This window comes from Fictibacillus arsenicus, from assembly GCF_001642935.1.
Classification (GTDB): Bacteria; Bacillota; Bacilli; order Bacillales; family Fictibacillaceae; genus Fictibacillus; species Fictibacillus arsenicus_B.
On sequence record NZ_CP016761.1, the window covers coordinates 1,721,033 to 1,742,348 of the forward strand.

Sequence of the window (21,316 nt, forward strand, 5' to 3'; positions counted from 1 at the left end):
ATATGTAGTGATGAAAAAATGGCTACAAAAAGGACGTCTGGTTTCCTTATTTGCCATGTTGGCACTCTTATTGATGGGGTGCGGAGATCCGACTCTATCGGCGTTAATTCCGCAAGGTGAAGTTGCTGACAAACAGTTCCAGCTAATGCTGATTTCAATTAGTATTATGATTCTGGTTCTAGTGGTAGTTTTCGTTCTTTATGCATTTGTATTATTAAAGTTTAGAAAGAAAAAAGGAGATACTTCAACACCTAAGCAAGTGGAAGGTAACCACATGCTTGAGTTGTTATGGACAGTGATCCCTATTCTTTTGCTAATCATTTTAGCGGTGCCAACTGTTATGAGAACGTTTGAATTTTCTGCAGATGCGAAACCAGCTTCAAAAAATGAATTGAGCATTAAAGTAACTGGACACCAATATTGGTGGGAATTTGAGTATCCAAAAGAAGAGTTAATTACTTCACAGGAATTAGTACTTCCTGCAGATACAAAAGTTCACGTGGAACTATCTTCAGCTGATGTTATCCACTCATTCTGGATTCCGTCATTAGCTGGTAAAACAGATACAAACCCTGGGGATAAAAACAAGAACTATATGTGGTTTGATACTGGAAGCAAGACAGATGTTGTTTACAAAGGCAAGTGTGCCGAGCTTTGTGGTGCATCACATGCTTTAATGGATTTCAAAGTAAGAGTTGTTTCTAAAGAAGACTATAAGAACTGGGTTGCAAGCTATAAGGCTGCAGACGGTAAATCTTCTGCTAATGCTAATGGACAACAAGTCTTTGAAAAGAACTGCTTATCTTGCCACGCTGTTGGACAAGAAGGCGGTAACACAGGACCAAGCTTAACTGGTTTTGGTGATAAAGACCGTGTAGCAGGTATCTTAGAACATAACAAAGAAAATCTGAAAGCATGGATAAAAGATCCTCAAGAAGTGAAACCAGGCAACAACATGCCAAAAGTGAATCTTTCTGATGAGGAAATTGATGCTGTTTCAGATTACTTGTTAGGTCTTAAATTGAAATAGTCTTAAGCATTGAAAAAAGGAGGTTACACCGTGGCAACTCACGAAAGTCACAAAAAGAGAAGTGGGCTAATGGATTGGCTCACTACCGTTGACCATAAAAAAATCGGTATTTTGTATCTTTTGGCTGGCGGGTTCTTCTTCTTAATCGGAGGACTTGAAGCCATCTTAATGCGTATTCAGTTAATGGAACCAGACAGCAAAATCTTCACTGGTGAACTTTACAATCAATTATTAACGATGCACGGAACAACGATGATCTTCTTGGCAGCGATGCCGATTATCTTTGGTTTTATGAACGCGATCCTTCCACTGCAGATCGGAGCGCGTGACGTAGCATTCCCATTTGTGAATGCAGTAGGTTTTTGGTTATTTTTCTTTGGCGGTCTATTGCTGAACCTGAGCTGGTTCTTAGGCGGAGCACCTGAAGCTGGATGGACAGCTTACGCACCATTGTCAACTGTTGCGGAAGATACTGGAGTGGATTTCTACGTACTGGGTCTTCAGATTGCAGGGGCAGGGACACTTGCTGGGGGTATTAACTTCCTGGTAACTGTTATTAATATGCGGGCACCTGGTATGACATTTATGCGTATGCCGTTGTTTACATGGGCTTCATTCGTAACCTCTGGACTTATTTTGTTCGCATTCCCTGCTTTGACAGTAGGTATTTTCCTACTCATGTTTGAACGTGTTTTTGAGGCTAATTTCTTTAATGCGGACATGGGCGGAAACGTATTAATCTGGGAGCATATTTTCTGGATATTTGGACACCCAGAAGTATATATTTTGATCTTACCTGCATTTGGTATTATCTCTGAAATCGTATCTACATTCTCTAGCAAGCGTTTGTTTGGTTACAGTGCAATGGTATTTGCGACAGTACTTATCGGTTTCTTAGGATTTATGGTATGGGTCCACCACATGTTTACTGTTGGTCTTGGACCGGTTGCGAACTCAATCTTTGCAGTAGCAACAATGGCAATTGCGATTCCTACAGGTGTTAAGATCTTCAACTGGATCTTCACAATGTGGGGGGGACAAATCCGTTTTACAACAGCCATGCTGTTCGCAGTTGGTTTTATTCCTACGTTCGTTATGGGTGGAGTTACAGGGGTTATGCTGTCTGTTCCCGCAGCAGACTATCAGTACCATGACAGTTATTTCGTAGTAGCTCACTTCCATTATGTTATCGTTGGAGGTTTGATTTTAGGATTGTTCGCCGGGTTATACTACTGGTATCCAAGAATGTTTAACCGTGTACTGAATGAAACTCTTGGAAAATGGAACTTCTGGTTGTTCTTTATCGGATTCCACCTAACGTTCTTTCCACAGCACTGGTTAGGATTGATGGGTATGCCTAGACGTGTATATACATATATGTCTGGTCAGGACCTAGATGGAGCAAACTTCGTTAGTACGATCGGTGCTATTCTTATGGGTGCCGGAACAATTGTACTTTTAATTAATATCGTTATTTCTGCTTCATCTAAATATGCAACAACTAAAGATCCTTGGGATGGGCGTACTCTTGAATGGGCAATGCCAGTTCCAACACCTGAATACAACTTTGCACAAACGCCGCTTGTACGCGGTCTAGATGCACTGTATGTAGAAAAAACAGCTGGTAATGGAGAAATGACACCAGCAGAACCTGTAGGGGAAATTCACATGCCAAATGGCTCGATTCTTCCGTTTATTATGTCATTAGGTTTGTTTATTTCGGGTTTTGGATTTATTTATGCGAATTGGATTGTTGCCGGGGCTGGTTTAGGAGTAGTATTAATCACAATGTTCCTTCGCTCTGTTATAGACGACCACGGATATCATATCCATAAAGAAGAAGTAGAAGCAGACATTAAAGGGGGTAGAGCTTAATGAATGCTGGAGAACGTTTAACAGATGATAATTTTCCTGCTCACCCTGAAAAAGCTACTCTTGAGGGTAAAAATAAATTTTTAGGGTTCTGGCTTTTCCTAGGTGGTGAGACTGTTCTATTTGCTACTCTTTTTGGAACGTATCTTGGTCTTAGAAATATGCATTTAGATGGTCCGTCTGGTGAAGAATTATTTTCACTGCCATTAGTATTTCTTGCAACCATGCTGCTTTTAACAAGCTCACTTACGAGTGTATATGCAGTTCTTTCATTAAAACAAAACAAAGTACGTTCTTTGCAAGGATGGTTTATCGTAACATTACTATTAGGACTTGGATTCTTGGGCCTTGAAATTTACGAGTTCATCCACTATGTTCACGAAGGACATACATTTACCAGCTCCGCATTTGGTTCTGCTTTCTATACACTAGTTGGGTTCCACGGAGGTCACGTACTATTCGGGATCTTATGGATTTCTACATTATTAGCTAGAAACTGGAACAGAGGCATCACATTAGCTAACGCACCTAAGTATTATTTGTTTGCACTATACTGGCACTTTGTCGATGTTGTATGGGTATTCATTTTTACAGTTGTTTATCTAATGGGAAAGGTGGGGTAAGCAATGGCTGATCACCATAAAACTACTGAACCAACCGTACATCGTCATGAGGAGATTCAGCGTAAACTTGCCTTAAAAGAGGAACGAAAGCACCATAACGTTTCCTTTGTTATGATGATTCTTCTTACGATCGTTGCGTTTTTCGCGATTTGGAGTGACAAGATCAGTGATTCATTCGCTGTCATCTTTATCCTTACTTTGGCTGTTGTGCAAGTGTTCTTCCAGCTGTATATCTGGATGCACTTAAGCCACAAAGGCCATGACTTCCCAATTTGGGGAATGGCAAGCGGTGTTTTAGTTGCAGCTATTACAGTAGCTTCCTTAATGGGAATGATCTGGACATCGTAATAATGTGAAGGGCTGCATCTCATGCAGCCCTTTTTTATATGTTACAAAATTAAGAATTGTCTCAGTTTTGCCATTACAAGACTTCCAAAGACTGTTATAGTAGAAACGGGTACTATCGATAAAGGAGATGACAAAATTGCATCATAATCATCATATGCCTACGAGTTTAAGTGAGTTTAGCTGGAGTGAGCTTTATCCGCCATCTGTATATATCATTTCAATCCTGCTTGCCATACTTTATTTCCGATGGATCATAAAAGGAAAAGACGGAAGTAATATCGCGACTAAGTGGAATATAGCTGCAATGATATCATCTATTGTTCTCTATATAGCTATAAAAGGAACGCCTATTCAGATATTAGGGCACCATTATCTCTTTAGTGTTCATATGGCACAAATGGCTGTATTATACCTGATGATAGCACCTTTGGTCATATTGGCTGTTCCAGAACAAAAATGGAAAAACTGGCTAGATAGAAGCCCTTTGATTTTAAGTGTTTTTAAAGCACTCACAAAACCTTTAATAGCATTGTTAGTATTTAATACTCTTTTTTCTTTTTATCATATACCGATAGTATTTGATGCTGCTGTATCAAATGTATTCCTGCATTATACTTATCACTTTGTTCTTATCGTGACTGCTTTCACGATGTGGTGGCCGGTTCTTTGTCCTGTAAAGGAGCTTGATACGCTTTCGGATATAAAGAAGGTAGGATATGTTTTTGCGAATGGAGTTTTGATGACACCAGCCTGTGCATTGATCATGTTTGCTGATTATCAGCTATATGAAGCTTATAGGAATGTTCCGCAGCTGTATGCTGCAATGACTCCATCCGAGGATCAGCACGTTGGCGGTGTTACCATGAAGATTTTCCAAGAAGTCATTTATGCATTTGTATTAGGCTTAATATTCTTCAGATGGGTGAAAAAAGAACGAGCCCGTGATAAAGCCGATTTAGAAATGATAAAAAGTCAAAATAACAGACTTAATCCCGAGATGAAATAACCAGCCTATGTTCTGGTTATTTTTTTGTCAAAAAAAATGGACGGCATGCTTTATGTAGAATGATATATAGAAGCCAATTGTGAAGGAGAAGAAAATTATGAGAATCAGCGCAAGACAGGCAGCAAGCAAATTTATAGAATCTTATTTTCCAAACTGTGAAATAGCATATTTGGCTGGCAGTGTCGTCAGAGGAGAAGAAACGGAAAGTTCCGATCTGGATATCATTATTATCGACAGCACTGTTGGAGAATCGTATCGCCAATCTTTGACTGAATTCGGTTGGCCAATAGAAGTATTCGTCCATAATATGTTTACTTACAAAAACTTTTTCAAAGAAAATATTGATAGAGCAAGACCGTCTCTTCCGCAAATGTGTGCAGAAGGCATCATTCTTCGTGATACCGGACATGCTTCCCGTATAAAAAATGAAGCACTTCAACTTTTAAAGGCAGGACCTACACCATGGAGATCTAATGAAATTGAGAAAGCGAGATATCATATAACAGACCTTTTAAATGATTTAGAAGGATCAATCAATGAGATTGAGGATTTGTTTATTGTGTCAAAGCTAGCCGACTTAACGCATGAATTTGTGCTTAGAGTCAACGGTCATTGGATTGGAGAAGGTAAGTGGATCATTAGGGCATTAAAGGAGTTCAATGAATCATTTGCAGATGATTTTGCTGAGGTGTTTAACCTTTACTATAGCAGCCGTGAAAAAGCAGGTGTGATTCATTTTGTTGATGAAACTATCGCTCCATACGGAGGCAGGCTTTTTGAAGGTTATTCTTCACAAGCACCTGAAAGTGCAGCTGAATAGAAAAAAAATCCCTCATGATCATGATCTGAGGGATTTTTTTTATTTTATACATGGAGTTCATTATGAAGTGCTTCAATCAACTTGTTGCATTGGTTAACGACATGTTTTGGAAACTCTTCATCATATTCGACACCGTGCGGATAATAATGCTTGCCTAAATATGGAGTGCCAAGTTCAATCTTAGCATGCGGTGTTTCAGTTTCTCCCTCAATCACGTGGCAAGGAAAACGGAAATAATAAACATCGCCGTTTGTCATGTCTTCAAATTTGTAATCGTATGTAATACGGTCATAGTCCCATTGCCCTGCGCGGATCATTCCGTGGCTGTCCATGACATGTTCTAAAAGTGAGAATTCAATTACCTTCCCGTTTAAGCCGCTTTCTTCAAATTTCATTGTGAAACCTCCTAGGAAAATTCAATAAAAAATAACAATCACTTCTTAATGATATTATGAAAGCGCTAAAGATGCAATCATTGTCAAAAACATGCATATTTGTTCTTTTAACGCAAAAGATAAAAGGTATCAAAATGAATATTTAAGGAGGTATTTTTTTATGAAAAAGATAAGTGATATTATGACGAGAGATGTAGACTTTGTAACGCCATTGGATAATGTCTACGAAGTAGCTGTAAAAATGAAACAAGATAATGTAGGTGTTATACCAGTTTGTGAAAACGAACAGATAATAGGGGTAATTACAGACCGCGATATCGTAGTAAGAGGCGTAGCAGAGAAACGCCCGGGCTCTACTCAAGTTTCTGATATCATGAGTGAAGATTTGTATACGGGAACACCTGAAATGACCGTGAAGGAAGCTGCTGAACTTATGGCTGATAAACAAATCAGAAGACTTCCGATTGTTGAGAACAATAAAATAGTAGGAATTATTTCCTTAGGTGATATTTCTCTTAATAAAGAAAGTGATAATGCGGCAGGACATACTTTAAGTGAAGTTTCAGAACAGAGAGATCAATTGCAATAAGTACTTAAACAGTATCATCATTTATTGATGATGCTGTTTTTTTATTAACCCTGTAAATCGCACTATATGCTAAACTATAAGAAGATGAAAGACACAGGGGGAACCATTATGCGTGGATTGGTTACTTTTTTTCTATCTGTAGTGATCTTGATTGGTTTGTTTTTTTATGACGTACTGCCAGAATTTTCATTGGAAAAAGAACCATCTGAAACAAAATTAAAGTACATAGAAGAACCATTAAAAATTCCAGAAGGCGCTTTATCTTATTGGCTGGGCAAAGATATAGATACTTTTAAAAAGCAGTGGGGAGAACCCGAGAGAATTGATCCATCAGCTTATGATTATGAATGGCTGATTTATGGCAGCAGAAGTCCTAAAGGATACATGCAGGCTGGTGTTCAAAATGGTAAAGTCGTTACCATTTTTGCGATTGGTTCTGAGTTGAATACGAAACCTTTTACCATTGGTGATTCATCAAACAGCATCATTAAGCAATATCCGATTGAAAGTGATGTTACCATTAACGATGGTGAGAATTTTTTCAGATTTGAACTTTCTGAACAAGAAGTAATGCTTAGACCGCTAATTAATGTTGGTAAAGATAAATGGGTACAATTGTACTTTGATAAATTTACAAATAAATTATCAAGTGTTAGATACACCACATCGAATATTTTATTAAAACAGAGACCTTATTCTATTGTTTACAGGGGAGACCTTCCGGAAACTGATGAAATATCGGAAGAACAACAAATTAACATTGATCAATCAGAGGAACAGCAAATTTTTGAACTGACGAATATTATCAGATTGAAATACAGTAAGAACCCGCTGCTATGGGATGAGAGTACATCAGATGTTTCCTTCTTACATTCTAAGGACATGCTCGAACAGCAATATTTTTCACATGAGAGCAAAGACGGAAGAACACTTTCAGACCGGCTGCAGGAAGGAAATGTAGAATTTATGCAAGCGGGTGAAAACATTGCTGCAAACTACACTGATGGAATCGCAGCAGTTGAGGGCTGGATGAACAGTGAAGGACATCGAAATACAATGCTAAACGATGAATATACCCATTTAGGGGTAGGTGCTTATAAGAAGTACTATACACAAAACTTTCTTATTCCTGCTGAATGAAGTAAAGAGCTGACTTGATAAGTCAGCTCTTCTTTATTTACCAGCTTTCATTCTGGAAGCTTAAAGAATGTTCCAGTAGCTGAAGCAATTAGGTTTCCTTTTTCATTTCTTACTTTACCTTCCATTCGTACTAATTGACGGCCATTATGAACAACTTCAGCTCTGCAAATGAATTTTTCACCAATACCAGGTGATAGGAAATCCACTTTTAACTCTACGGTCACTGCTCCCTTTTTATTTCCAGGGACATGGCTTGCCAAAGTACCTAAAGCGGTATCAAGTAGTGTTGCAGTAAGTCCTCCGTGAACAATTCCTAGGGAGTTATCAAGCAGAGGTGAATTTGGCATTTCCATTTCCAAAAGGTTCTCATCTAAAAGGGTAGTTTTGAATTGCAATAAGGATGCGATATAAGTAAGGTTTGTGTTTTCTCGTTTAGCCTTCAGGCTGTTTAATAATAATTTCATAGCCTCTTTTTCTTGTTCGCTGCTTTCATCAATAAAATGGTTAAATTCTTCTATAATATCCACAGATGCATTCCCTCAATCTTTTTATTTGGCTGTTTTCTAAAAGATTGTTGCTTTCGAGTAATTTTTTCATTCTCTTCATTGACAGTTGATTGGAGCGCAAGGTGCGAGACTCCTGCGGGATTAGCGGGACAGGTGAGACTACCAAGGGCGCAAAGCGCCGAGGAGGCTCACCGCACGCCCCGCGGAAAGCGAGCAACCTGAAGCGGAAATCAACCACTTACAAGAGCAACAAAGATTACGAAAACAGCCTTTTATTTTTATTGTACCTTTTTAGACACAGTGGAATAAAGTAAACAGAATCATCTTAGAAATTTTACGAAAAATGGGCGCACCAAATACTGGGCATTTATGTATCATGTAGTAAAACATGATTCGTCAGTGGACGGCTGGGGGTGGATTCTGTGGTAAAGACTGATATCGAAAGCTTCAAGGAATTTGTGCAAAAACATCCTGAATTAATAAAAGAAGTAAAGAAAAATAAACGGCCCTGGAAAGAAGTTTACCAGGATTGGATTGTGTTAGGAGAAGAGCATGAAAGCTGGAATCAATATTCCAAAGAGAAGAAAAAGCAGCAAGATAAACGGTCATCATCTGCACAAAATACGAAATCAGAACTAACGATAGGCGATATTATCGCTGGGCTGAGCAAACTTCAAATCAACGATGTCCAGAAATACTTATCGCAATTTGGCAGTTTAATGGACGCAGTTCAAGAACTTTTACAGCAATTTAATAATCAGTCTGACAGACCAAGCCAGCTGCCGGAAAATAAAATGAATGATTATCCTTCTTACAAAGATTAAAGGATGTGAGTGGAGTGCGCAGAGAAATCCAGGATTACTTAAATACAAGACCTGACCTCAAGTACTATATAAGAGAAAAGCCTGAATGGTATAGAAAGTTATGCCGCAATCCTTTTTCAGTGGCAGAACTTGAAGAAAGCGCAAAAGTATTTTATGGACGTACATTTGGCCAGAGAGTAGACCGGTTTCACCAGCAGCTTCAAAACTTTGGACTATTAATGGAATTAATCTCAGTTATGGGGGAGACATCAAATGATTCCATGCCTCCTGAAGGATTTAATCCTCAGATGCCTGATGCGTAATTAAACATCAGGCGGATAATATAATAAAATTTGGAAAAAACTATTCCTATAAGGAGTGGTTTTTTTATGAATAAAAAGAAGGCAATGTTACTAGCCGCCGGATTTATAATGATCGTTTCTCTAGTTACATTCGGGTTTAACTACACTGATACTGCCAAGCAAAATGAGTCTGATAATAATAAAGCGATAGAAGCATCAAGTGTATATCCGTTAATGGAAAAAGATTGGGCCATAAACTACCGTGTAAAAAAACAGCGCATCTATGTAGAAAACATTATCCCTAGATTTTCTTTTCAAGGGAATGCTTCAGAAGGTATGAATCGATTAGATGGGTATATAGCTGTTTTTATAAATGGGAAATGGACAATGAATGCGAATAAATCTATCTTTATATTGAAAAATATGAGCCAGGGAAAACATAAGATTACACTTCAGCTTAAGAAAACTGACGGATCAGATTACGGGATTAAAAAAAATATATATGTTCATATTCGCTGACTCTTCTAACCGAAGGGTTTTTTTATTTGGTCTTGTAAGTAGTTGATTTCCGCTCCAGGATGCTCGCTTTCCGCGGGGCGTGCGGTGAGCCTCCTCGGCGTATAGCGCCTGCGGGGTCTCACCTGTCCCGCTGCTCCCGCAGGAGTCTCGCACCTTACGCCCCAATCAACTTGTCAATGAAGTGAGGTAAAAAAATACTCAAAAGCAACAATTTTTTTAGAAAAGAACAGCCTTTTATTTACTGCTAACAGACGGCTGTGCTTTTAACTAGAATCATTATCCGCTATAATAAAAAGGAAACCTCATACCTAAAGGGAGGTGTGTCGTATGAGTTTAGATCAAGTTGTATTGCTGGAAGAGTCTTTAACATTAGCTGAAATGGTTTCAAGTTCCAGCATTGCGTTTGAATATAAAAAATCCAAATACATTTTGGAACAAGATAAACAAGCTCAGGAGATGATCTCACGCTTTGCAGATATGAAAGAGAAGTATGAAGAAGTGCAAAGGTTTGGTAAATATCATCCTGACTTTCATACAGTTTCTGCACAAGTTCGTACGCTTAAAAGGGAACTGGATTTTCATGAGAACATAGCAAACTTTAAGAAGGCTGAGAAAGAGCTTGAAACGCTTCTTATTGAGTGCAGCAGAATCATTGCCCACAGTGTTTCGGAGCAGATTAAAGTACCGACAGGCAATCCGTTTTTTGATGAGAGTTCTTGCAGCGGAGGCTGTGGATCTGGAGGATCTTGCGGGTGTGCATAGAATCTAATTATTCCTTAGTCTGATACAATCAAAACATAAGTTGCCGCAGCAGAACATTTTTTCCTGGGGAACCAGGAAACGCATACGGAAAACAAAAAGGTTTTCTTCTGATCTGACAAAGTTTATTTCCAATGTTAGACGTTTTCCTTTCATTGATTTTACCGCATGTTTTTTCAAAATGTCTGTTGTGGCATCAAGTGATGTATTTGGGACAACTAATACATATACAAAAGGAATGCCTGCCATTATTTTTTTTTCGATATTTATCACTTCAGGGGCTGGTTTGGTACGATTAAAAAAATCTTCCCATATGATATTTAAGTCCATACAGCATCACATCCTTATCAAACAAATAGTATGGGTAAAATATATTATCGAAGCTTTGCAATGTGTGTGTATTATAGAGGTATGAAAATTTTTAATTAAAGGGGCTTATGTTATGATTGGTAACCGTCGTGGACTCTCTGTCTTTCTCCATTCCTTAAAGTTCTCTAAGCAGCTGCGGCGCTATGGAAATGTTCATTACGTTTCCAGAAGACTGAAATATGCTGTGTTATATTGTGATGGAAACAAAGCAGACGAGATTGCAGCAAAGCTAGAGTCACTGCACTTCGTAAAAGAAGTAAAGAAATCCCACAAACAGGAAATTAAAACCGAATACGAAAGTAAAATTGCTGATAAAGCAAAAGAATATGATTATAAAATGGGTATTTAAAAACAGGCGAGCAAAGCTGAATAGCTGCTGCCTGTTTTTTTACGTTAACGGCGGGATTAAATAGTTAAGCCTTAAGATGCCGGTAAGGTAATGGAAATAGAGCTCAGTTTCGGCAAAATCTGTTGACGGTTTAACGTGAAAAGAAATAATTTCCTTATTGATCTCAGCGGCTTTTGCTTCAAACAAGCTGTAGCGTTTCGAAGGTATAGGTATTCCTTCACGGCATATGTATAAAGGCTGAAATTTACCCTCTGATGCAGGATTAAGAACTGCTGCAACAGATGCATATTCTTTGTCTTCTTTTTTTACCCTCAAACACAAAAGCTGTGAAACTCTATTTTGGTTTGTTTCCATAATTTCGAAAAGCTCATATAAATCAGAATACCCTTCACCAAGCTCAATAAATCGTTGAATCATATCAGATGCTCCTTTCTCCTTCCTCAATGTAGCATAACAAAAAGCCGTTATAAAGGGTTTTACACATGAAAAAAACCTGCAGCATTTGCTGCAGGTTGCCTTTAAAACAAAATCACTTCTGTTCAAAGGCGATGGGAGAGGAGAAACCGGATGAAGAACTTATGGGGAGTAAGTCTTCTCCGCGGTTGGCAACAACATCGTTCGTGATGTTGTTATATGTAGTATGACCTCTTTTATTTTGCTCTATACTTACTAGTAAAAGATTTGACTGTTTGATTACGTGTTTACTTGTGATAGGATAGGTAATGGAAAAAAGGACAAAAGAATCAGGTGAAAAAACGTGAGAGTAATAGCTGGAGAATGCAAAGGAAGACCACTTAAGGCTGTACCGGGAACAAATACGAGACCAACTACCGATAAGATTAAAGAATCCATTTTTAACATGATCGGCCCTTTTTTTGAGGGGGGAACAGGTCTTGATCTTTATGGCGGAAGCGGAGGTCTTGGACTCGAAGCATTAAGCCGCGGTATGAATCATTTTATATTCATTGATAAAGACCAAAGAGCTATACATACGATTAAAGAAAATATAAAACAATGCAACTATGAAGAAAAAACGGAAGTTTTTAGAAATGATGCAAAACGCGCATTGAAAGCGCTTCATAAAAGAGAAGTTCGATTTGATATGATATTTCTCGATCCTCCTTATGCAAAACAGATGCTTATTAAAGATATGGAGGAGATTGATAAGCTCGAACTGCTTGCAGATGATGGAAGCATCGTAACGGAACATGGGGCAGACATTTCACTGCCTGAGCAGGTTGGCAACTTTCAACGCATAAGACAGGAAACCTACGGGAAAACGACGACGATTTCTATTTTTAAACGCATTTAAGAAAATAAGAGGTGAAGATTATGCCAACGACTGCTGTTTGTCCTGGTAGCTTTGACCCTGTTACAAGAGGTCATCTGGACATTATTAAACGCGGAGCAAAAGTATTCGATGAAGTAATTGTTGTAGTAGCCAATAACCAGAGTAAAGACCCTTTATTTACAGTAGATGAAAGAATAGTTTTGTTAAAAGAAGTTACACAAAAGTTTCCTAATGTAAAAGTAGATTCTTTTAATGGTCTTTTGATTGATTATGTAAAAAGTATCGGTGCAAATGTTATCTTAAGAGGACTTAGAGCCGTTTCAGATTTTGAATATGAAATGAAAATAGCTTCTATCAATAAAAAATTGGACGATGAGGTCGAAACATTCTTCATGATGACCAATAACCAATATTCATTCTTAAGTTCAAGCATTGTAAAAGAAGCTGCAAAATATCATGCGAACGTATCGGACTTGGTTCCTGAAGTTGTAGAAGAAGCTCTTAAAGAAAAATATAACAGCCCCCGTTAGTAACGGAGGCTGTTTTTCTTAATAAGTTTTCGATGCCAAATGAATATGGAAAGCAATAAAAATCCGAGTGTTACATAGTGACTATGTGCCAGCGCAGCCATACCGTAATTACCAAAATCCTCACTTTTTTCAGTAATGAAGGCAAATGCCGGAGCTGCTCCGCTTTTAACGTGGTACAAATAAGGGAATACTAAAACACAAATAATAGCAGACAAAAACCCATGCATGATTCTCGCAATAAAGAAAGGTTTAAACTTAATATCTGTATCTGCAAGAATACTGGCAACTTGTGCCTGTACAGAAAAACCGCTAAATGCCAAGATGAAACTTGTGATTGCTGCTTGCTGTAAAACGGAGGATTGAGCAAGACTTGTTAAATTGCTGCCAAGTGTAATTTCAAAAATACCTTTTATTAATGGAAGACTTAGTGTTTCCGAAAGTGAAAACAGAAGGAAGATATAGTTCATGAGCTTTGATAAAAGATCAGCAACATGCAGCAGATCCATCATTCGGCTTAATACCGAAAACAGAATGATAAAACCGCCTATCATTAAAAGGGTTTTAGTGGACTGCTGAACGGCATCACCAAGCAGCTGACCAATAGGGCGGTTATCAGCCAGCCTTGCCTCATGCATGTGTTTAAAAGCATTTTTGAGTCCTTTCCCGCGATAAATATCATTTTGAGTTCTTTCGTCTTTTTTCCAGCCATGAAATCTCATGATCAAGCCGACAACGAAATTTCCTATATAATGACTGACGGCAAGTACGATACCAAGAGCTGCATTATGGAAAAAGCCAACTGCGATCGCACTGAACATAAAGAGAGGGTTAGAACAGTTTGTAAAAGAAACGAGACGTTCTGCTTCTATGGTAGTAATCTGTTTTTGATGCCATAGACGGGCTGTTAATTTCGCTCCTGCGGGAAAACCTGATGAGATTCCCATCGCCCAAACGAACCCTCCAGATCCAGGCACTCGAAACAGTGGCCGCATAAGAGGTTCAAATATAACACCAATAAGATGTACGACACCAAAGCCCATCAAGACCTCAGATAATATAAAAAAAGGCATAAGAGAAGGGAAAACAACATCCCACCACATTTTGAGCCCTGTTACAGATGCCATATAGGTATCTTTTGGGTATATAATAATGGAAAAAGCAATAATGATTGCAGAAGCAGCCAGTAAAAATGATTTTAAATGTGCTTTATTCATAAAGGGGAGTGCTCCTCTCACCAATAAATTACGCAATGCTTACTTGTCCTCATCCTTATTTATACGTATAGCGAATCTCTTTAGACCATATGTTAAAAAAAGACGATGCTTCCAAAGGAGGAGCAAAGGATGACTGAACCCAAAATCGGACTTGCTCTAGGATCTGGCGGTGCCAGAGGCTTTGCGCATCTTGGAGTGGTAAAAGCGTTAAGAGAAGCTGGAATTCCAATCGATATGGTGGCTGGAAGCAGTATGGGAGCGCTTGTCGGTGCAATGGTTTGCATCGGACAAAATGACGAAAACCTTTATAAAATGGCAAATCTTTTTAAACGGAAATATTATATGGACTATACAGTTCCAAAAATGGGCTTCATTACTGGCAAAAAAATAAAAGAATTAATAAAACTTCTTTCAAAGCAAAAACTTATTGAACAAACGGAGATTCCTTTGGCCATCGTTGCAACTGACTTGCTTCATGGAGAAAAAGTAGTATTTAGAACTGGACCGATAGCTGACGCAGTAAGAGCGAGCATATCTATTCCAGGAATTATGGTTCCTGAAAAGATAGACGGCAAGCTATTAGTGGATGGCGGCGTAATTGACCGTGTGCCTGTATCTGTAGTTCGAGAGATGGGGGCAGATTTGGTTATTGCAGTGGATATATCTCATTTTAAAGCCGAGCATGAGGTATCTTCTATTTTTGATGTGATCATTCAAAGCATAGATATCATGCAGCGTGAAATGGTCAGGTGGCATGAAGTATCTGCCGACATTATGATCCGTCCAATGGTAGAGCAATTCAGTTCTACGGCGTTTAAAGATGTTAATGACATCATTGCTATAGGAGAGGAAGCTGGCAGAAAGCAGGTTCCAAAAATATTAGAAAAGATTAAGACGTGGAAGGAGTCATCGAATGACCATCAATAGAGATGAGAAGAAAAATTTTTTCTCACAAAATAAATTTGTAATCTTGTTTTTAATCGCATTTGCATTCATCGCTTTTTATCCCCTTCCTTACTACATTACTTCTCCTGGAGATGCAAGGGAGCTGGATCCGATAATTCATGTAGAAGATGGTGATGAAGATGAAGGGGTCTTTATGCTGACAACCGTATCGATCGGTACAGCTAATATCCCGCAGTACATATGGGCAAAACTCAGCGATTATCGAGAAGTAATACCTGCAGATCAAATCAGAAGCGAAGATGAAACAGATGAGGAATATAACCAGCGACAGCTGCAAATGATGGAAGATTCTCAGCATGCGGCGACAATCGTTGCATATCAAGAAGCAGGAAAGAAAGTCGACATAGAATATCACGGTGTGTATGTGACGGGAATCATGTCTGGCATGCCGGCAGAAGAAAAATTAAAAGTTGGAGATAAGATCGTAGCAGTTGACCATAAACCTGTTATGGAAACTAAAAAACTGCTTGAAGTGCTAAGTCCTAAAAAAGCAGGGGACAAAGTAGATTTGACTATTTTACGCGGTGATAAAAAGATGAACGTCGCTTTAAACATTGAAGAGTTCCCAAAAAAGTATGTGCAAGATGAAGGTCCAAAAGCAGGACTAGGAATCACTTCACCTGTAGCAGATGTTTCAATCGTAACGAATCCAAAAGTTAAGATTGACACTTCTCAAATCGGAGGACCGTCTGCTGGTCTTATGTTTACTCTTGAGATCTTAGATCAGCTTAATAAAGAAGACTTAACACACGGAAAAAAAATTGCAGGAACAGGCACGATGGATCTTCAGAAAAACGTGGGTCCGATCGGAGGGATTCAGCAGAAGATAGTAGCTGCGGATGATGCAGGTGCAGAAATATTCTTTGCGCCAGTTGAAGCCAACAACTATCGTGATGCTGTTAAAGTCCAAAAGGACATCGGTTCGAAGATGAAGATCGTGCCAGTAAAGACTTTAGATGACGCTTTGGAGTATTTGGAGAAGCTTTAATTAAGGCTGTTTTCGCAATTTTTGTTGCTCTTTTAAGTGGTTAATTTCCGCTGCAGTATGCTCGCTTTCCTCGGGGCGTGCGGTGAGCCTTCTCAGCGCTCTGCGCTTACTGAGTCTCACCTGTCCCGCTGCTCCCGCAGGAGTCTCGCACCTTCCGCTCCAATTAACTTGTCAATGAAGAGAGGTAACAAAAGACTCAAAAGCAACAATCTACTAGAAAAGAGCCTTAATTAACAAAGAAAGGATGCAGATCTGTTTTAATGGGACCTGCATCCTTTTTCTTTATGTATTTGCGGCATTTAAGAAAAGAATGAGTAGCTCGTTTAGCAGGATTTATCCTTGCTGAAACGAGCGACATACGAAATTTATGAGCGCTCTTACTTCACCATCACCGGCGGAGTATTATACTCTTCCTTCTCAGCCTCTAGCCTGCTTAATGATGCTCCTTGCGCATACACTAGCGACGTTTTGGCCTCCATCTTCAAACCTTCAAAATCATGTTTTGAGACGGTCGTCACCAGAGGTAATTCTAATGATTTTTTTACAGAACTCAGATATTCGCGTCCTGTTTCTGTCATCCCTAAGACACGCAAATATGCAGGAGGAGACTCTAAAATACGGTGCATATCCTCTTTACTTACTTTGTTCAGGACATGAAGACATGCTCGCTGTAGTCTTGTCCATGTATATCGCTTTGTTTTTAAACGGATCATAAACGAATGAAAGCTGTCAGAGTCCTTCATTGCTTCGATCATTCTATTTTCTAATCCTTCTTCCACTTCATAAAACCTGTTTAATTCAGAAGGACTTGAAGATAATAGTTGATAACGAAGCAGCGGGTAAAAACGTTCCCAGTTCATTAATGCACCTTTATCCTCTTTTTCTTCTTTTAATATGTCAAAAGTGAAAGACGGCATATAGTTAATTGCTTTTTCAATATCGTGAGAGAATACAGCTTCCCGGATAGCAGTTGCACTTGCAATGTCTCCTTTTCCTAGAACAACATCATGATAATCCGCGTTCTTTCTTTTTATAGTCAGCGGCTTTATAACTGAACCTAGTTCCCGGCTTGCACGTATGTATTCAAACCCTAAAATGTTATTTGGCTTGCTTAGGTCAAGTGTCAGTGGCATATTAAGCTGTTCATATGCCTTGGCAGCAGCTGCAGGATAGGAGAACCCTTGTGAGATAAATTCGCTAATATATGCTTGGTAGACATGGTCTTGGGAACTTACTAATTCATGTGTTTCGTTAAAAACCGTGACATCACCAGATTCGCTTCCAAAGCAGAAGGAATCAGCACCTGCTGCTTGAAGCAAATAGATGCTCCCAAAAGCAAAACGGGGTGCGTGGCTTGTGGCATAAGCGTAAGGAAGTTCAATCACAAGATCAGCGCCTCCTAAAAGAGCCATCTTCGTTCTTTTCCATTTAGAAAGCAGAGCAGGTTCCCCACGCTGAAGAAAGTTTCCGCTCATAACAGCGATAATACAGTCAGCTTGTGTTACATTCTTGGATTCCTGCAAATGATAATAATGACCATTGTGAAAAGGGTTATATTCTACAACAACACCGGTAGCTCTCAATATTTCCACTCCCTTGACAGACCTTAAATCTTTTACGTTTACATTGTACTAAAAACAGTTTAAAATCAAAAGCATCACTGTAAAGATATAATATTGACATTTTATATTTTGACCGATATAATTACTACTGTTGCCTTGAGGTGATAAAGACATGAAATGGTCACTACAGGAATTAAAGAATTTTTACCGTAAACCGTTAACGTTTGAACAAAATGTTGATGCGAGCGGTGTGATGGAAAAAGACCCGGAGATCAGAAGCATTGATCCTGTTTACGTAGAAGGACATGCAGATGTTACTCAACAAAAAGCCACTTTTTATTTGACGATAAAAGGAAAAATGGTGCTGCCTTGTGCAAGCACATTGGTGGATGTGGAATTTCCATTTTCGGTAAAAACGACGGAAATTTTCATTTTCGACCCGAACTATACGGAATTTGAAGATGAAGAAAGCCTTCATAAAGTCGAAGGACATTACGTTGATCTTCTCCCTGTCATCGAAGAGCATATTTTGCTTGAAAAGCCGCTGAAAATAACGGCTGGTGATGTCACAGATGGTCCTGCTCCCAAAGAGGGAAAAGGATGGCAAAGGATAACGGATGAAGACCGTCAAAACCGGGTTGACCCGAGATTGGCTGGTCTGGCTAAATTTTTTGACAAAGACAATGAATGAAAGAATAGGTTATAATGATTCTTTCAAGACCTTTAAGGAGGTGGATACAAAATGGCAGTACCTTTTCGCAGAACATCACAAACTCGCCAAGCGAAGCGTCGTACACACTATAAGCTTTCCATGCCTGGTATGGTAAAGTGTCCACAGTGCGGAGAATACAAGTTATCTCACCGTGTTTGTCGTGAGTGTGGATCTTACAAAGGAAAAGAAGTAGTTAGCAAGTAATGAAAAACAGGAAGCCTTATGCTTCCTGTTTTTTCATATACATAAAAAGAAGCGCTTTCTTTTATTGGAGGTGTAAAGATTGAGTGAGCAGCCTGTACTCTGGCATAAAGAAAATCAAATCGGTTGGGTAACGCTAAACCGTCCTTCTGTAAGAAATGCAATTAATTTTGAAGTGATGGAAAAATTGTCATCACTATTGGATACAGCAAAAAAAGATGATGATGTAAAAGTGCTGATCATTACGGGAGCTGGAACAAAAGCCTTTTGTTCTGGCGGGGATTTAAGTGCTTTTCACTCATTAAAAACAGAAGATGAAGCATTTGGCATGCTTTCTAAGATGGGGAATGTGCTGGATGAATTATTTTTCTTTCCTAAACCTACTGCAGCATTGATAAATGGCTCAGCGGTTGGAGGGGGTTGTGAGATTGCTGCTGCCTGTGATATCAGGCTTGCACGTGCTGAAGCGAAAGTTGGTTTTATACAGGGTAAGCTTGGAATAACAACTGGCTGGGGTGGGGGCAGCTATCTTTTAGAGCGAATCGGTCAGACGGAAGCCATGGATCTCCTCTATAGCTCTTCTCCAGTCACTGCTAAGCAAGGAATGGACCTCGGATTTATACAATATGTAATCAAAGGAAGCAGTAAAAAAGAAGCTGAACGTTATTTACAGCGATACACTTCACAGCCTCTTGGAGTAATCACTTCCTATAAAACGCTTCAGCTCAATAGGTTTGATCAGCAGAAAATTAAGCAAAATGTTCAGCACGAAATAAGAAGATGTGCAAAACTCTGGGCTTCTGATGAACATCATAGAAGAGTAGAGGCGTTTTTAAAAAAGGCTTAATTCTAAAGATTTTTGCTTTTAAATATTTATTATTGAATTGGCTTCTTTGACTAGATGATTGGAGCGCAAGGAGTGAGACTCCTCGAAAATGAAAAATCACATTTTCTTAGTGCGATGTAACGCTGTCGAAGTCTCCTTATCCTGCGGGATCCGCGGGACATGTGAGACCTCTGCAGGCTTAAATAGCCTAGGGGGCTCACCGCACGCCCCGCGGAAAGCAACATCTCCTAATAGCAACAATGGTTACGAAAACAGTTTTTAAAAAATAAACTTACCCTCATTTTAGTAGAATAAAAAGTCTATCTTTTCTAGCACTAGCATATTCATATTACAAACCACTAAAATGGGGGGATCATAATGACCAATTTGCGCCAGGATGCCTGGACAAAAGACGAAGATGCGATTCTTGCAGAAATTACACTAAGGCACATACGTGAAGGCAGTACACAGCTTGTTGCGTTTGAAGAGGTGGGAGAGAAATTAACAAGAACACCTGCTGCCTGTGGGTTTAGGTGGAACTCACTTATACGCAAACAATATGAAAAAGCGATAGCTGAAGCGAAAAAAGTTCGCAAAGAACGCAATAAAAGAAAAGGTAAACAGCTAGTTTTACAATCCAGCGATAATTCATTTTCTGTCAATGCAGAAGTCTATAGCAGAAATGAAGGAGAGAAAAGTCTCTCACTGAATGAAATCATTGTATTTTTACAGCAGCTACAATCAGAAGGTCCATCCGCAAAAAATTTAGAAGCTGAAAACAAAGCCCTGCTTTCAAGGCTGCAGCATATGAAAAAAGAGAACGGAACTCTGAAAAATAAGCTGGATAAAGTTAATAAAGAATATGAATCTGTTTGCCGTGACTATAAAGAAATTCTGCAGATCATGGAAAGAGCTAGAAAACTGACAGAAGTACCTGTTGAAAATTAAAAAAAGATGGCATCTGCCATCTTTTTTCAATTTATGCAAGCCGCTGTTCGCTTACTCCGGATGGATACCATACATAAGGATTTTGTCCGCGGTCGCGGTCTTTATTATATGTTACTGCCTCAAACCCCATCTTCTCCCAAAAGCTGCCTGATTGCTGTCTTCCGTTAGTCTTGATAGGCAAATTAAACGTTTTAGCAAACTCCACTAGAGCTCTTCCAAGTCCTTTTGTCTGGTAATGCGGAAGTACTTCCAGTTTCCATAACTCTAAATAGTCTTGCGGAGGATCAAAATATTGATCATACGCCGCTTCGATCTGATATAAACTCATTCGTGCGACTAACTTATCACCGTAATAAATTCCGTAGAAAGGGGACTCGCTGTCGTTTTCAATCATATTTTCTTGAAGGTCCTCGAGCATTGACAGTTCTTGTACACCATATTCTTTAAACTGTTTAAACTCTTCCAATGTTTTATAGTTAACTAATAATTTCTTAACTTCATATTGAAACATCTTCTCTCCCCCAGTCATTCTGTACTTTTCTCTATGCTTATAGTATATACTAATTATGCTAAAAATTCTTTAAAAATAAAATATTCGTTTAGTTTGCGCTTTCAAAAAAGGAAAATGAGTCTTTTTGTCGAAAAAGG

General features: G+C 38.9%; 28 protein-coding genes. 21 read left to right on the plus strand and 7 right to left on the minus strand.

Annotation, left to right across the window (positions count from 1 at the left end):
- Positions 1 to 10: 10 nt before the first annotated feature.
- From coxB to ABE41_RS09045, 6 genes are all read left to right on the plus strand, one after another.
- The gene (gene coxB / locus ABE41_RS09020; protein ID WP_066289058.1) at positions 11 to 1,030 is read left to right on the plus strand and encodes a cytochrome c oxidase subunit II; all 1,020 of its coding nucleotides are present in this window, start codon (positions 11 to 13) and stop codon (positions 1,028 to 1,030) included.
- A 30-nt stretch (positions 1,031 to 1,060) separates the two neighbouring features.
- Positions 1,061 to 2,905 carry a cytochrome c oxidase subunit I gene (ctaD, locus tag ABE41_RS09025; protein WP_066289060.1) on the plus strand — a complete coding sequence of 615 codons (1,845 nt, stop codon included), beginning with the start codon at positions 1,061 to 1,063 and terminating at the stop codon, positions 2,903 to 2,905.
- Positions 2,905 to 3,525 (plus strand): cytochrome c oxidase subunit 3, encoded by a 621-nt coding sequence (locus ABE41_RS09030; protein WP_066289063.1) that lies wholly within the window; start codon positions 2,905 to 2,907, stop codon positions 3,523 to 3,525. Before ctaD ends, ABE41_RS09030 begins: the two co-directional genes overlap by 1 nt.
- A 3-nt stretch (positions 3,526 to 3,528) precedes the next feature.
- Entirely contained in the window at positions 3,529 to 3,873 is a 345-nt protein-coding gene (locus ABE41_RS09035; RefSeq protein WP_066289065.1) for a cytochrome C oxidase subunit IV family protein, read from the plus strand.
- 136 nt (positions 3,874 to 4,009) lie between these two features.
- Entirely contained in the window at positions 4,010 to 4,879 is an 870-nt protein-coding gene (locus ABE41_RS09040; protein ID WP_172827347.1) for a cytochrome c oxidase assembly protein, read from the plus strand.
- A 97-nt stretch (positions 4,880 to 4,976) separates the two neighbouring features.
- Positions 4,977 to 5,699, plus strand: a complete 723-nt coding sequence (locus ABE41_RS09045; protein WP_367642149.1) for a nucleotidyltransferase domain-containing protein — start codon at positions 4,977 to 4,979, stop codon at positions 5,697 to 5,699.
- 44 nt (positions 5,700 to 5,743) lie between these two features.
- On the opposite strand, the gene ABE41_RS09050 is transcribed toward ABE41_RS09045, so the two are convergent.
- Positions 5,744 to 6,094, minus strand: coding sequence for a YugN family protein (locus tag ABE41_RS09050; RefSeq protein WP_066289067.1), 351 nt, complete (start codon positions 6,092 to 6,094; stop codon positions 5,744 to 5,746).
- Positions 6,095 to 6,254: 160 nt separating this feature from the next.
- Here ABE41_RS09050 and ABE41_RS09055 point away from each other — a divergent pair, with 160 nt between their 5' ends.
- Together ABE41_RS09055 and ABE41_RS09060 are read left to right on the plus strand one after the other, a co-directional pair.
- A complete protein-coding gene (locus ABE41_RS09055) occupies positions 6,255 to 6,683 on the plus strand; it encodes a CBS domain-containing protein (RefSeq protein ID WP_066289069.1) in 429 nt (142 codons plus the stop codon).
- 108 nt (positions 6,684 to 6,791) lie between these two features.
- A complete protein-coding gene (locus ABE41_RS09060) occupies positions 6,792 to 7,823 on the plus strand; it encodes a CAP domain-containing protein (RefSeq protein WP_066289071.1) in 1,032 nt (343 codons plus the stop codon).
- 47 nt (positions 7,824 to 7,870) lie between these two features.
- Here the strand turns inward: ABE41_RS09060 and ABE41_RS09065 are convergent, their stop codons facing one another.
- Positions 7,871 to 8,350 (minus strand): PaaI family thioesterase, encoded by a 480-nt coding sequence (locus tag ABE41_RS09065; protein ID WP_066289073.1) that lies wholly within the window; start codon positions 8,348 to 8,350, stop codon positions 7,871 to 7,873.
- A gap of 401 nt (positions 8,351 to 8,751) precedes the next feature.
- Between ABE41_RS09065 and ylbD the strand changes: the two genes are divergently transcribed.
- From ylbD to ABE41_RS09085, 4 genes are all read left to right on the plus strand, one after another.
- Positions 8,752 to 9,153, plus strand: a complete 402-nt coding sequence (gene ylbD / locus ABE41_RS09070) for a spore coat protein YlbD (protein WP_066289078.1) — start codon at positions 8,752 to 8,754, stop codon at positions 9,151 to 9,153.
- A 14-nt stretch (positions 9,154 to 9,167) separates the two neighbouring features.
- The gene (locus ABE41_RS09075; RefSeq protein WP_066289081.1) at positions 9,168 to 9,455 is read left to right on the plus strand and encodes a YlbE-like family protein; all 288 of its coding nucleotides are present in this window, start codon (positions 9,168 to 9,170) and stop codon (positions 9,453 to 9,455) included.
- 66 nt (positions 9,456 to 9,521) lie between these two features.
- Positions 9,522 to 9,953, plus strand: coding sequence for a hypothetical protein (locus tag ABE41_RS09080; RefSeq protein WP_066289083.1), 432 nt, complete (start codon positions 9,522 to 9,524; stop codon positions 9,951 to 9,953).
- Between the two features lie 327 nt (positions 9,954 to 10,280).
- A complete protein-coding gene (locus ABE41_RS09085) occupies positions 10,281 to 10,715 on the plus strand; it encodes a YlbF/YmcA family competence regulator (protein ID WP_066289085.1) in 435 nt (144 codons plus the stop codon).
- A gap of 3 nt (positions 10,716 to 10,718) precedes the next feature.
- Here the strand turns inward: ABE41_RS09085 and ABE41_RS09090 are convergent, their stop codons facing one another.
- On the minus strand, positions 10,719 to 11,042 hold the full coding sequence (locus ABE41_RS09090; protein WP_066289088.1) for a hypothetical protein: 324 nt from the start codon (positions 11,040 to 11,042) through the stop codon (positions 10,719 to 10,721).
- Between the two features lie 112 nt (positions 11,043 to 11,154).
- Here ABE41_RS09090 and ABE41_RS09095 point away from each other — a divergent pair, with 112 nt between their 5' ends.
- Positions 11,155 to 11,430 (plus strand): YlbG family protein, encoded by a 276-nt coding sequence (locus tag ABE41_RS09095; RefSeq protein WP_066289093.1) that lies wholly within the window; start codon positions 11,155 to 11,157, stop codon positions 11,428 to 11,430.
- A 39-nt stretch (positions 11,431 to 11,469) separates the two neighbouring features.
- Here the strand turns inward: ABE41_RS09095 and ABE41_RS09100 are convergent, their stop codons facing one another.
- Positions 11,470 to 11,847: a DUF7147 family protein gene (locus ABE41_RS09100; RefSeq protein ID WP_066289095.1), complete on the minus strand. Its 378-nt coding sequence runs from the start codon at positions 11,845 to 11,847 to the stop codon at positions 11,470 to 11,472.
- Positions 11,848 to 12,187: 340 nt separating this feature from the next.
- On the opposite strand from ABE41_RS09100, the gene rsmD reads away from it, so the two are divergent.
- Together rsmD and coaD are read left to right on the plus strand one after the other, a co-directional pair.
- The gene (gene rsmD, locus ABE41_RS09105) at positions 12,188 to 12,742 is read left to right on the plus strand and encodes a 16S rRNA (guanine(966)-N(2))-methyltransferase RsmD (protein ID WP_066289097.1); all 555 of its coding nucleotides are present in this window, start codon (positions 12,188 to 12,190) and stop codon (positions 12,740 to 12,742) included.
- Positions 12,743 to 12,762: 20 nt separating this feature from the next.
- Positions 12,763 to 13,251, plus strand: coding sequence for a pantetheine-phosphate adenylyltransferase (gene coaD, locus ABE41_RS09110; RefSeq protein ID WP_066289099.1), 489 nt, complete (start codon positions 12,763 to 12,765; stop codon positions 13,249 to 13,251).
- On the opposite strand, the gene ylbJ is transcribed toward coaD, so the two are convergent.
- Positions 13,248 to 14,465: a sporulation integral membrane protein YlbJ gene (gene ylbJ / locus ABE41_RS09115; RefSeq protein WP_066289107.1), complete on the minus strand. Its 1,218-nt coding sequence runs from the start codon at positions 14,463 to 14,465 to the stop codon at positions 13,248 to 13,250. The genes coaD and ylbJ overlap by 4 nt on opposite strands.
- A gap of 129 nt (positions 14,466 to 14,594) precedes the next feature.
- Between ylbJ and ABE41_RS09120 the strand changes: the two genes are divergently transcribed.
- Together ABE41_RS09120 and ABE41_RS09125 are read left to right on the plus strand one after the other, a co-directional pair.
- The gene (locus ABE41_RS09120) at positions 14,595 to 15,392 is read left to right on the plus strand and encodes a patatin-like phospholipase family protein (protein WP_066289110.1); all 798 of its coding nucleotides are present in this window, start codon (positions 14,595 to 14,597) and stop codon (positions 15,390 to 15,392) included.
- Positions 15,379 to 16,419, plus strand: a complete 1,041-nt coding sequence (locus ABE41_RS09125; RefSeq protein ID WP_066289112.1) for a SepM family pheromone-processing serine protease — start codon at positions 15,379 to 15,381, stop codon at positions 16,417 to 16,419. The genes ABE41_RS09120 and ABE41_RS09125 overlap by 14 nt, the downstream gene beginning before the upstream one ends.
- Positions 16,420 to 16,796: 377 nt before the next feature.
- On the opposite strand, the gene ABE41_RS09130 is transcribed toward ABE41_RS09125, so the two are convergent.
- Positions 16,797 to 18,002 (minus strand): nucleotidyltransferase, encoded by a 1,206-nt coding sequence (locus ABE41_RS09130; RefSeq protein WP_066289115.1) that lies wholly within the window; start codon positions 18,000 to 18,002, stop codon positions 16,797 to 16,799.
- Between the two features lie 151 nt (positions 18,003 to 18,153).
- Here ABE41_RS09130 and ABE41_RS09135 point away from each other — a divergent pair, with 151 nt between their 5' ends.
- The 4 genes from ABE41_RS09135 to ABE41_RS09150 all read left to right on the plus strand — a co-directional run bounded on the left by ABE41_RS09135 (position 18,154) and on the right by ABE41_RS09150 (position 20,668).
- Complete coding sequence (locus ABE41_RS09135) at positions 18,154 to 18,672, plus strand: YceD family protein (protein ID WP_066289118.1); 519 nt, start codon at positions 18,154 to 18,156, stop codon at positions 18,670 to 18,672.
- A gap of 51 nt (positions 18,673 to 18,723) precedes the next feature.
- A complete protein-coding gene (rpmF, locus tag ABE41_RS09140; protein ID WP_066240492.1) occupies positions 18,724 to 18,897 on the plus strand; it encodes a 50S ribosomal protein L32 in 174 nt (57 codons plus the stop codon).
- Positions 18,898 to 18,976: 79 nt separating this feature from the next.
- Positions 18,977 to 19,741: an enoyl-CoA hydratase/isomerase family protein gene (locus tag ABE41_RS09145; protein ID WP_066289120.1), complete on the plus strand. Its 765-nt coding sequence runs from the start codon at positions 18,977 to 18,979 to the stop codon at positions 19,739 to 19,741.
- Between the two features lie 357 nt (positions 19,742 to 20,098).
- Entirely contained in the window at positions 20,099 to 20,668 is a 570-nt protein-coding gene (locus tag ABE41_RS09150) for an RsfA family transcriptional regulator (RefSeq protein WP_066289123.1), read from the plus strand.
- A gap of 31 nt (positions 20,669 to 20,699) precedes the next feature.
- Here ABE41_RS09150 and ABE41_RS09155 read toward each other — a convergent pair whose 3' ends face one another.
- Complete coding sequence (locus ABE41_RS09155; RefSeq protein ID WP_066289129.1) at positions 20,700 to 21,179, minus strand: N-acetyltransferase; 480 nt, start codon at positions 21,177 to 21,179, stop codon at positions 20,700 to 20,702.
- Between the last annotated feature and the right edge of the window lie 137 nt (positions 21,180 to 21,316).